Source organism: Photobacterium sp., from assembly GCF_033720175.1.
In the GTDB taxonomy this organism is placed as follows: domain Bacteria; phylum Pseudomonadota; class Gammaproteobacteria; order Enterobacterales; family Vibrionaceae; genus Photobacterium.
Window position 1 is genome coordinate 210,524 of the sequence record NZ_JAWWDA010000007.1, and the last position, 12,251, is coordinate 222,774.

Sequence of the window (12,251 nt, forward strand, 5' to 3'; positions counted from 1 at the left end):
CCTCGGGAGCCTTTTTTATTTATTAACCGGCGATGCCAGAGTGACGTAATAACGCGTCAATTTTGGGCTCGCGGCCACGAAAGCGCTTGAACAGCACCATCGGCTCTTCACTGCCCCCGCGCTCTAAGATGCAATCTAAGAAATCTGCGCCAGTCTCAGCATTGAAAATACCTTCCTCTTCAAAACGTGAGAACGCGTCTGATGACAGCACTTCCGCCCACAGATAGCTGTAGTATCCCGCACTGTAACCACCGGCAAAAATATGGCTGAAGCCGTGCGGAAAACGCCCCCACTCAGGGCTAGGTAACACGGACACGCGAGCTTTCACCTCAGACAGGGTTTCAAGCACCTGTGCGCCCACTTCCGGATCGTAGTGAGTGTAGAGGCTGAAATCAAACAAACCGAATTCCAGCTGACGCAAAATCCCCATCGCAGACTGGAAGTTCTTCGCAGCCAGCATCTTATCTAACATCTCTTTTGGCAACGGCTCACCGCTCTCGAAATGGCCCGAGATGAATGCCAGCGCCTCTTCCTCCCAGCACCAGTTTTCCAGGAACTGGCTTGGCAGCTCTACCGCATCCCAGGGCACACCATTGATCCCGGAGACAGCGGGCGTATCAACTTTCGTCAGCATATGATGAATACCATGGCCCGTTTCATGGAACAGGGTGACCACTTCATCATGGGTAAACAGCGCCGGCTTATCACCAAGCGGCTTATTGAAGTTGCAGGTCAGGTACGCTACCGGTTTTTGCAGGCTTCCGTCAATACGGGTACGGCGAACCATACACTCATCCATCCAGGCGCCGCCATTTTTGTGCTCGCGGGCATAAAGGTCGAGGTAGAAGCTGCCGCGCAGTTCGCCCGAGGCATCAAAAATATCGTAAAAGGTGACGCTATCGTCCCAGACATCAACCCCTTCACGCTGTTGTACATCCATTCCGAAAACACGTTTAAGGACTTCGAACAGACCTGCGACCACCTTATTTTCAGGGAAGTAAGGGCGCAGCAGCTCATCAGAAATACTGTAGCGATGCTGCTTCAGTTTTTCGGCATAAAAGCCAAAATCCCACGGTTCCAGCTCATCAGCCCCGCATTCACTCTTGGCGTAGTCACGCAACTCAGCCACTTCACGCTCACCCTGAGGTTTCACATGGATCGCGAGATCGTTTAAGAAACTCAGCACCTGCTCCGGGGTTTCGGCCATTTTGGTTGCCAGTGACTTTTCGCTGTAGCAATTAAAACCAAGCAGGCGGGCCAGTTCATGGCTCAGTTTCAGTTTCTCGGCAATGATGTCGCTGTTATCCCATTTACCGGCATTCGGACCGCGATCGGAGGCCCGGGTCACAAAGGCTTCATACATTTCCCGGCGTAACGCCCGGTTCTCACAGTATGTCATCACGGGTAAATAAGACGGAATATCGAGGGTAAACAGGTAGCCATCGAGCTCTTTTGCTTCAGCAGCGGCTTTGGCCGCTTGCAGCGCTGAGTCCGGTAAGCCGGATAACTGGGCCTGATCGGGGATCTGCTTGCTCCATCCCATGGTGGCATCCAGAACATTGTTGCTAAATGACGACGCCAGCTCTGACAGGCGCTTGCTGATCTCGCCATAGCGATGCTGCTCATTAGCGGGCAAACCAATACCTGATAGTTCAAATTCTTTCAGCGCATCGGTGACCGATTTTTGTTGCGCTTGGCTTAACTGTTCAAAGTCATCACTGGCTTTAATCGTTTTATAAGCGTCATACAGGCCTTTATGCTGGCCGACCCAGGTCCCGTAATCAGACAGCAGCGGCAGACAGCTCTCATAGGCTTCGCGCAGTTCCGGGCTGTTTTTCACCCCGTTCAGATGACCGATCGGCGACCAGATACGACTCAGACGATCATCGGTTTCAGCCAGTGGTGCACAAATCGTCTCCCAACTTGGTACTGCCTCGCCGGCCAGCACTTCGTCAACGTTGCGACGGCAGTCAGCAATGGCTTGTTCAACCGCGGGTTTTACGTGCTCTGGCTTAATTTGAGAAAACGGAGGCAGATCCGTCATGGTTAATAATGGGTTAGACATGTGCATATCCTTAATTCATTCTTCCTTCATTAAATGTGTCTTCGGGTACATCAATTCAATCCCTTGCCCCGAATTATGGGCGAATTTTCTCAGTCAGCTCTATTATTTTAATCTCAAATCCACATCTCGCTTTACTAAAGTTCCAGCCGCTGTCTGGCTATTCACGGACAATTCGCCATAATAGCCACCAACAGACATCACTTAATACTCATAGAGACCGATTCATGCTGAGTTACCGCCACAGCTTCCACGCCGGCAACCATGCCGATGTGGTTAAACACATCGTCCAAAGCCTGATCCTGGATGCACTCAAGCAAAAAGATAAGCCTTTCGTGTATCACGACACTCACTCCGGCGTTGGCCGCTACGATCTGCAAGATGAGCGCAGTGAAAAAACCGGTGAGTTCAAACAAGGCATTGCCCGTATCTGGTCTCGTGATGATATTCCCGCTGAAATCGCGTCATACATTAATGCGATCAAAGTGCTCAATGACAGTGATGAATTGCGTTATTACCCAGGTTCACCTCGCGTCGCCCGCGCCCAGCTTCGCGAACAAGACCGGATGGTGCTGACTGAACTGCACCCGTCAGACTTCCCGCTGCTGCTGCAGGAATTCCGGGGCGATCGCCAGGTGCGGATGTATAAAGAAGATGCTTTCCTGCGCTTAAAAGGCAGCTTGCCGCCGAAAGAGCGCCGGGGTGTGGTGCTAATCGACCCGCCTTATGAGCTCAAGCATGAGTACATGGATGTGGTCAACGCGATCGCTGATAGCTACAAGCGCTGGGCAACCGGTACCTATGCGATCTGGTACCCGGTGGTATATCGTGAGAACATCGATAAGATGCTTAAAGGGCTGGAAAAAAGCGGCATTCGTAAGGTTTTGCAGATTGAGCTAGGGGTTGAACCCGACACGACCGAACGCGGCATGACGGCATCGGGCATGATTGTGATCAATCCTCCGTGGAAATTAGAAAACCAGATGAAGGCGATTCTACCCTGGCTGCAACAAGCCATTGCCCCCGCTCACGGACACCACAAAGTAGAATGGATCGTACCGGAATAACCTCCCGACGACCCAATAACTTTGCAGGCGGGTGCATGCCCGCCTTATTATCACCTCTAATAAGTTATTCCCTTCCCGCCCGACTTTCTCGATCCCCGCCGCTCGTAACTCTCAACGTTCTTGATTACACTAGGTCAGCGAATAAATTCTACAATAAGCGGAGAAAGTCATGGCAAAGCATTTTGATTACATTTGTATCGGCGGTGGTAGTGGCGGGATTGCCTCGGCAAACCGGGCGGCCATGTATGGCGCTAAAGTCGCTCTGATTGAAGCCAAAGCGCTTGGCGGTACTTGTGTCAACGTGGGTTGTGTTCCGAAGAAAGTGATGTGGCACGGCGCGCAAATTGCGGAAGCTATGCACCTTTATGCCAAAGATTATGGCTTTGATGTAGACGTGAAAAGTTTTAACTGGAGCAAGCTGGTAGAAAACCGCGAAGCGTATATCAGCCGCATCCATAAAGCTTATGATAATGTTCTAGGCAACAACAAAATCGAAGTGATCAATGGTTTTGCTACCTTTGTTGAGACTAATGGCGGTGATGTTAAGACCATCGAAGTAAACGGCGAGCATTATACCGCCGATCATATCTTGATTGCCGTCGGTGGCGAACCAACTATCCCTGACATTCCTGGCGCAGAGCACGGTATCGATTCAAACGGTTTCTTCGATTTGAACGAGCAACCTAAACGTACAGCGGTTATTGGCGCCGGTTACATTGCGGTCGAAATCGCCGGTGTACTGAGTGCCCTGGGTACCGATACCCACCTGTTCGTCCGTAAAGAGTCACCGCTACGCAGTTTCGACCCGATGATCATCGAAACGTTGGTAGAAGTGATGGATGCAGAAGGCCCGACGCTTCATACCCATTCAATCCCGAAAGAAGTGGTTAAAGAGGCCGATGGCACAACCACCCTGCACTTTGAAAACGGCGAGTCGCACAATACCGACCTGCTGATCTGGGCCATCGGCCGAAACCCGACCACAGACAAAATCAATCTGGCGGCAACGGGCGTAGAGACTACCGAATATGGCTACATCAAGGTTGATGAATATCAGCAAACCAATGTTGAAGGCATCTACTGTGTGGGCGACATCATGGCAGGCGGTATCGAGCTGACTCCTGTGGCCGTAAAAGCCGGTCGTCAGCTCTCTGAACGCCTGTTCAACGGCAAAACAGATGCCAAAATGGACTACAAACTGGTTCCGACCGTGGTCTTCAGCCACCCCCCGATCGGCACCATCGGCCTGACCGAGCCTGAAGCGATTGCCGAATACGGCGCAGATAACGTCAAAGTGTACAAATCGGGCTTCACCGCGATGTATACGGCCGTAACCTCACACCGCCAGCCATGCAAGATGAAACTGGTTTGTGCCGGCCCGGAGGAGACAGTGGTCGGCCTGCACGGCATCGGCTTTACCGTTGATGAGATGATCCAGGGGTTTGGTGTTGCAATCAAAATGGGCGCAACCAAAGCAGACTTCGACAGCGTTGTCGCTATCCACCCGACCGGGTCTGAAGAGTTTGTTACCATGAGATAACCAATCGGTTATCAAGCTAAAATGCTGCCTGAGTGGCAGCATTTTTTACCGGCCAACATCATCAACGCTATCTTTCAGCCCGCTCTCACCTTTCAGCATAAGCAACCACAGACTATGCACTACACGTCATTACCTTATCACGCCTTCAAACAGTGACAACCACCACAAACAGAATAAAACGCAGGATAAATAGCATAGATATCCAAATAAAAGTGGGATACCATTCCAAACCCTGAATAAAAAAGGTAATCTTCACCGACTAGATTATGGATGATCAGTGAATAGTTATTATCGGCAAATACAATGCCGTTACTTACTCTTAATCAGAACAGCACGTTAAAAGGTCGACCATGCAGGATCAAGCCATTTCAGCCTCTCCGAACAGCAAAGCCAACTGGCTGATGTTCCTTCTTCCTTCTCTATTAGGTGTTTTCCTCTTTATGGCACCTATCGAGTACCAAGGCACAATCACCATTCCGATTGCTGTGCTGGCAAAATCCGTGCAGACCGTTTTTGATGGTATGTTAACGGCAATGGTAACCTTCATCATCAGCCTGACATCTGTGATGTCAGTATTCACTAAGCTGGCGAAGCCTGGTTTTATCACCAGCAACCGTTTCCTAAACGGCCTGCTCAACCCAACTCTGCCATGGTTTGTTGTCCAGCAGATGGGGGCGGTATTTGTGCTGATGACCTATTTCGAATTCGGTCCGGAAATGATCCATAATGGCGCAACCGGTGGCTTAGTACTAAACGATTTATTACCTGTTCTCTTCTCTGTTTTCATTTTTGCGGGTATGTTGCTACCACTACTGCTAAATTTTGGTCTGCTTGAGTTTTTCGGCACCCTCTTTACTAAAATAATGCGTCCGATATTTGGTCTGCCGGGACGCTCATCCGTTAACTGTATCGCTTCCTGGCTGGGTGATGGCAGTGTTGGGGTATTGCTGACCAGCAAACAGTACGAAACCGGTCTTTACACTCAGCGTGAAGCCGCGGTTATTGGCACAACGTTCTCTGCGGTCTCTATTACCTTCAGCCTGGTTGTGATTTCTCAGGTTAACCTTGAGCATATGTTTGCCCAGTTCTATCTGACCGTCTGCCTGGCCGGTCTGGTTGCCGCAATCATCGTGCCGCGTCTGCCACCACTGTCAAACAAGAAAAACGTTTACATTGATGGTTCTGAAATCTCTGCCGACAGCGAGGCCGTACCTGCTGGCCATAATGTTTTCTCTTATGGTTTAGAACAAGCGCTAAACAAGGCTAAAGAAGTTAAAAGCCTGCGTGCAATCGCTCTAGATGGCGTAAAAAATGCCGTCGACATGGTCTTTGGTGTATTGCCTGTCGTTATGGCTATCGGTACGGTGGCGCTGGTCATTGCCGAAAACACCCCCGTCTTTGATTACCTGGGCATGCCATTCATTCCGTTCCTGGAACTGCTCCAGATCCCGGAAGCAACAGCTGCTTCGAAAACCATTGTGGTGGGTTTTGCCGATATGTTCCTGCCATCAATTCTGGCATCAGGTATTGAAAGTGACCTGACCCGCTTTGTCATTGCGGCAATGTCGGTCACCCAGCTTATCTATATGTCTGAGATTGGTGCCCTGCTGATTGGCAGTAAAGTGCCGGTCAAAGCGTGGGAACTGTTCGTGATCTTTATTCTGCGTACCTTGGTGACACTGCCCGTCATCGCATTGATGGCACATATTTTTTTCTAGGTCACTGTTACTAAAATTTAAACTTAAAAAAGCCAGCTGTTATTTCAGCTGGCTTTTTTTGTACCCTGCATTGATTTAACCTCAACACCGCATATAAATTCACTTACTTTACCTATGGCCTTTCCCGTCAATAATTTATAAGCGACTAATAAATAAGCACAAATAATTTTAACCCACCTGATAATAAAGTATTTACTCAAAAAAACCGCCTAACATCACAGTTATCAATGTGTGATATTGCTCTCATAACACCGCCATTATATACGCACGATGGATAAAGTTTAACTTTATCAACAACAATAATACCAATCACAGTGCAGCTGCATTTGCATGCACTGAAAAGGATAGAAAATGCAATTCAAATATTCTGTTTTAACATTGTCGTTGGCGGCAGCTCTTACACTTTCAGGCTGTGGTAGCGACAGCAACTCTAATACCACCCCGGCAACACCAGATGCTGAAGCAACGTTAACCCAAGGGCAGTTTATTGATGCCCCTGTGCAAAACCTCTACTACGTAACATCTTCAGGCAAGTCAGGACAAACCAATGACAAAGGCGAGTTCAGCTATAACGAAGGCGATAGCGTCAGCTTTTATTTAGGTGAGCCTACATCGGATAATGCCATTCTGTTGGGTACAGTAAGTGCTGACAAGCATATTACCCCTTATCACTTAGCCTCAGGCTCTGACCGCACAATTGGCCTGACGCGCCTGCTGCTTTCAGAGTCTGGCGATAATACAGATTTGATCAATGCTTCAGCAATCGATCTTGCTAAAGCAAAAGGCATTATTGAGAGCGATTTTAAAGACAAATCATTAACTGTTTCTGATTATGCTGCGAAAGAGCACTTGGATCAGAGCCGACAAAAATACCTGAGTAACGACGAGATCGTCCTCAAAGGCGCTGACGTTAAAAAAGTCATTTACAGCAGCGTGTCACTGCGCTCCAATGTCGGCCCTAGCAATAACAAGCAAACCTGCTTAACCTTCGACAACACCTTAGATACGCTGAACCTTCCAGCTAAGTACGAAGAAACGCTAGATGATGGTAGTAAGGTATTGAAAAATGTCTTCCTGGCACAAGGCCTGTATCCGGCAACATTTGAATTCTTGACACAAAACGGCGAAAAGATGGTCAGAGAGACGATGACTGACAATGGTATTAGCGCCGTACCAAGCACTATGGGCTGGAACCAATCCGTAGAAGACAAATATGCTGATCAATATAAAAATGGTGACTTTGTTCTTTGCGGCACTAAGCTGAAAAATGAAAATGGTGCTCCCGTTTTTGATGAGCCAGAAATAATGACCCTCACAAAATGGCTTGAGGACGCACCAACAACAACCGGGCTGTTTTCATGCCTGACTACGCAATGTAGGGCTGACCAGCTTAACGGGTTTTACTTTAACAAAGCCCATGTGGATATTGAACAAGATGAATACTCAGAGACAGGTAATGCAACTCAAACTTTCTGGGATAAAGATGGCAATATACACAATCTGATCAAATTGCCTGATGATGCTAGCGTTCGCCAGGAAGCCAACCAGTATTCATTTATCAAGTCTGCCAACCTGGCAATTGAAGCGCGCAGTAAAAAGGCTGTTCTGTCTGAAGATGCTGTACTGCTGAAGGCAAACTCTGGTGACTCATACTATTCAAATGCACTGCATGAAGCAAATGGTAATGAGTATGCCGCCTCGTACTACAGTGCGGTCGACAGCACGCAAATTGACTTTACGGCCATCAATGCCATGCCTGTGGTTGATATGAACGGTGAATGGAAAGTGGTGAGCAGCAATAGCGCAGAGATTGAAAAAGGTGTGACTGTCACCTTCGACAGCAATACGCTGGCAGCGCAAGACTTCTGGTGGGCTAAAGCCGAGTTCAGCAAAGACAAGAAAACCAACGAAGCCACAGTGCCGCAACTTAACAGTACCGTTCGCTGGAAAGACAGCAACGACAGCTACTGGGTAACGCAGTGGGAATATGTGCCTGCAGGCAAAGCGCATGACCAGGGCACTCTGTTTAAAACTCAGTCTCCGCTTGCTGGTGCAGATACAACTAAAATTGACGACACCAAAACGACAATTCGTATTCAATACAAGAAACAAGGTTAAGTTGATTGTATAAACCCAAAGGCGGCCTCCCGGCCGCCTTTTCCAATCTCGCCTCTCTAACCTTGCTACTCGCCCCTAGCCCTTATAAATCTTCGGGTTAAACACATCACGCAGCCAGTCACCCAGCAGGTTAATCACCAGGACTAACGTAACCAGTACCAGACCCGGGAAGGCGGTGATCCACCACGAACCGGAGAAGATATAATTGAAGCCGATGCTGATCAGCGAGCCCAGCGAGGGCTGATCAACCGGCAGACCTAAGCCAAGGAATGACAGGGCCGCTTCCGACATAATGGCGTTCGCCACCTGTACCGTTGAGATCACCAAAATCGGCGACAAGCAGTTCGGTAAGATATGACGGAACATAATACGGAATGATTTAAAGCCCATCACCCGTGCCGCTTCCACATACTCTTTCTTCTTCTCGGCCAGTACCGAAGCACGCACCGTACGCGCATACTGCGGCCACTCGGCAATACCGATGATCACCACCAGCATGACCACCGCATACTGGGCAAACATCTCAGCGCCCAACGCGGTACGGAAGATAGCGGAGACAATAATCGCCACCATCATGGTTGAAAATGAGAGCTGTACATCGGCAAAGCGCATTAGAAAGCTGTCGATACGCCCGCCAAAGTAACCGGCACTCAAACCAATAGAAACCCCGAGGAGCAGCTGCAGGCCCACGGCTAACAAGCCGATTGTCAGGGATAAACGCGAGCCGTATAAAATGGTCGAAAAGATATCTCGACCCTGGTCATCGGTACCCAAGACGAAACGGCTATCCCCGTCTTCCATCCATGCAGGCGGCAGCTCTGAATCCATAATGTCGATCAAAGACAGATCATAGGGGTCAGTAGGTGCAATAAACGGCGCCAGCACCGAGGCGGTCACAAAGGTCAGGAAGAGGGCAAAACTGAACATCGCGACTTTATCTTTCAGGAAATAGTAGACGATGTCAGAGTTTTTAAAACGCTTCCAACGGCTTGGCATTGCTACTGTCGTTGTATTCATGACTTACTCTCCCTTGCCAGTCAGATTAACAGTCGGGTTGACCAGGCCATATAACAGATCAACGATTGTGTTGGTTACCACGAAGATTAGACCAACAAAAATAACATAAGCGGTGATCAACGGTGTATCAACACGGTTAATTGCATCAAGGAACAACAAGCCTGTACCCGGCCACTGGAAGACGGTTTCGGTTAAAATGGTGTAGGCAACCATGGTACCAATCTGCACCCCACCCACCGTCAGTACCGGTAACATGGTATTTTTCAGTGCATGCTGATAGTAAATTTTATTCATTGCCAAACCCTTGGCTCTGGCAAATTTAATGTACTCAGAGCTTAGCGCTTCAAGCATTTCGGAGCGTACCAGACGAATAAAAAGCGGCATCATAATAGAAGACAGTGCAATACAAGGCAAAACAAGGTGCTTAAGGCCGTCGAGTGTAAAGTAGCCAGACTTCCAGCCCAATAAGTTCATGGTTTCACCACGGCCATAGGAAGGCAGCCAGCCAAACTCAATGGAAAAGACATACATCAGCATGATGGCGGTCAGAAATACCGGAATGGAGATCCCGATGCTACTTAAGGCCATTACTGTTTTAGTAAATATACTATTGGGGTGAATAGCCGTGTAAACCCCCAGAGGAATTGCAACCACAATAATAATCAGCGTTGCCCCGAAAACAAGTTCAAGGGTCGCTGGCAGTTTATCCAGGATCACATCTGCAGCCGGCCGCTTAAATGAATACGACGTGCCTAGATCCCCTTGGACCGCATTGCCGAGAAAACGGCTATATTTAGTTATAAACGGGTCGTTAAGCCCTAAGTCATCGCGTAATTGTTGACGTTCAGCTTCTGATACAGACTGCCCCACCAGCTCGCGCAATGGGTCGCCAAGGTTATCCTGAATGGCAAAGGCCACCAGACTGATCACAAACATCACTATCAGTGCCTGAAACAGGCGCTTGACCAGAAACGTAAACATTCCTTGCCCCTTTTATCATCCTTAAATTATACCCATCTCAATCATTGCGATTAGCAAATGGCTAAGATGGGTATCAGTGCCGAAAAACGGTTTTCGGCACTGCGCTTACTTTCTACTGCTATTTTTCTTGGTGACTTAACGTCTGTCTCGATTATTCCTCGTCGACAACAAGATCACCGAAGTATGGCATTACCATTGGGTTAACAATGTCTGCGGCATGAACGGTTGATTTAGCACCCCATGCCTCACTCTGCCAGTGTAATGGCACAAACGCGGCCTCGTTGTATAGCGTCGCTTCTACTTTCTGCAACATCTTGGCACGTTTTACCGGATCGGTTTCAACGTTCGAATCCTCGACCAACTTGTCGACTTCTGGATTTGAGTAATAACCACAGTTGTACTGGCCTTTACCGGTCTCTTCGTTACGCGTCATGGTCAAAAATTCAGTGAAGTTCGCTGAATCTTCTGTATCGGAATGCCAGCCAATCATCATCATGTCAGCAGAACACAAATCAAACTCTGGCCAGTACTGTGCTTTTGGCAGGGTTTTCAGATCCACCTTGATGCCAATTTTTGACAACATTGCCGCCGCAGCCTGGGCCACCTTGGCATCATTCACATAACGGTTATTCGGCGCCATCATGGTTAACTTGAAGCCTTTCTCGTAACCTGCTTCTTTCATTAATGCTTTGGCTTTTTTCAAATCATACCGCGGCACCAATGCTTCATCATACCCGACATAACCTGATGGTCCCTGCTGACCCGCTGCGGTAGCAAAGCCCTTCATGATTTTCTTCACGATGCCTTCGTTGTTGATGGCATGAACAATCGCCTGACGGACACGGACGTCTTTCAGCGCTTCATTACTATTCTGGTTCATCTGGAAAGTAATAATACGCGTACCCGGCAGGGTCACCAAGTCGATACCTTCTGCGCTCTGAACACGCTGATGATCGTTCGGTGCTACAGGGTGGATCATATCAACACCGCCGGAAAGCAGTGCCGCTACCCGGGTGGCATCTTCTTTGATTGGTACCAGCGTTAACTTGTCGACGTTGCCTTTCGATGCCTTATCCCAGTAATCGTTGAAACGTTCAAATTCAACTTTTACGCCCTGTTCACGCTCAGTAACGATGAACGGGCCGGTACCGGAAAGATGAGTAGAGGCATAAGAGTTGCCGTGCTTAACCAGCTCAGCTTTATCTTTACCGTCGTCTGTTTTACCGCTATAGAACTTGCTATCCATTGGGAAGATATAAGTAGCCGTTTGCAGCACCAGCGGATAAGGACCGGCAGAGATCAGATCGACAGTGTAGTCATCCACCTTCTTCAGTTCGCTATACGGTTCAAAGATCGCTTTAAAGTCTGGCGAATTCTTCAGGCGATTGAACGTCCATACGACGTCATCCGCACTCATGGTGTTACCCGAGTGGAACTTCACGCCCTGGCGAAGTTTGAAGCGGAAAGTAGTGTCATCAATACGCTCCCAGCTTTGTGCCAGGCGTGGCTCGAAATCCATATCCTGGGTAAAGCGTACCAGTGGATCAAAGACCATGTGGGACAATTGCAGCGTACCACCGGAAAGTTGCTCATGTGGGTCCAGTGAAACAGGGTCAGCACTGTAGGCAACCTTGATGTCAGCTGCTGCTGCGCTAAAGCTCAGACCTGCGGCTATTAAAGCGACTGCCAGCTTGCTCTTAATGGTTTTCATTGCATAGCTCCTTTATGCGGGGGAGGAAACTCCCTTG

At 48.7% G+C, this 12,251-nt stretch carries 8 protein-coding genes; 4 read left to right on the forward strand and 4 right to left on the reverse strand.

Annotated features, from left to right (window positions below):
- Window positions 1-22: 22 nt before the first annotated feature.
- Complete coding sequence (gene prlC, locus R3289_RS10460; protein WP_318925445.1) at window positions 23-2,065, reverse strand: oligopeptidase A; 2,043 nt, start codon at window positions 2,063-2,065, stop codon at window positions 23-25.
- A 224-nt stretch (window positions 2,066-2,289) separates the two neighbouring features.
- Here prlC and R3289_RS10465 point away from each other — a divergent pair, with 224 nt between their 5' ends.
- From R3289_RS10465 to R3289_RS10480, 4 genes are all read left to right on the forward strand, one after another.
- Window positions 2,290-3,129, forward strand: coding sequence for a 23S rRNA (adenine(2030)-N(6))-methyltransferase RlmJ (locus tag R3289_RS10465; protein WP_318925446.1), 840 nt, complete (start codon window positions 2,290-2,292; stop codon window positions 3,127-3,129).
- A gap of 169 nt (window positions 3,130-3,298) precedes the next feature.
- Complete coding sequence (gene gorA / locus R3289_RS10470; RefSeq protein WP_318925447.1) at window positions 3,299-4,669, forward strand: glutathione-disulfide reductase; 1,371 nt, start codon at window positions 3,299-3,301, stop codon at window positions 4,667-4,669.
- Window positions 4,670-5,019: 350 nt separating this feature from the next.
- Window positions 5,020-6,387 (forward strand): YjiH family protein, encoded by a 1,368-nt coding sequence (locus R3289_RS10475; RefSeq protein WP_318925448.1) that lies wholly within the window; start codon window positions 5,020-5,022, stop codon window positions 6,385-6,387.
- A 351-nt stretch (window positions 6,388-6,738) separates the two neighbouring features.
- Window positions 6,739-8,505, forward strand: coding sequence for a hypothetical protein (locus R3289_RS10480; RefSeq protein WP_318925449.1), 1,767 nt, complete (start codon window positions 6,739-6,741; stop codon window positions 8,503-8,505).
- Window positions 8,506-8,580: 75 nt separating this feature from the next.
- On the opposite strand, the gene R3289_RS10485 is transcribed toward R3289_RS10480, so the two are convergent.
- The 3 genes from R3289_RS10485 to R3289_RS10495 form a co-directional block, all read right to left on the reverse strand.
- Entirely contained in the window at window positions 8,581-9,522 is a 942-nt protein-coding gene (locus R3289_RS10485) for an ABC transporter permease (protein ID WP_318925450.1), read from the reverse strand.
- Window positions 9,523-9,525: 3 nt separating this feature from the next.
- Window positions 9,526-10,503, reverse strand: coding sequence for an ABC transporter permease (locus R3289_RS10490; RefSeq protein WP_318925451.1), 978 nt, complete (start codon window positions 10,501-10,503; stop codon window positions 9,526-9,528).
- Between the two features lie 151 nt (window positions 10,504-10,654).
- A complete protein-coding gene (locus R3289_RS10495; protein ID WP_318925452.1) occupies window positions 10,655-12,214 on the reverse strand; it encodes an ABC transporter substrate-binding protein in 1,560 nt (519 codons plus the stop codon).
- Window positions 12,215-12,251: the final 37 nt, after the last annotated feature.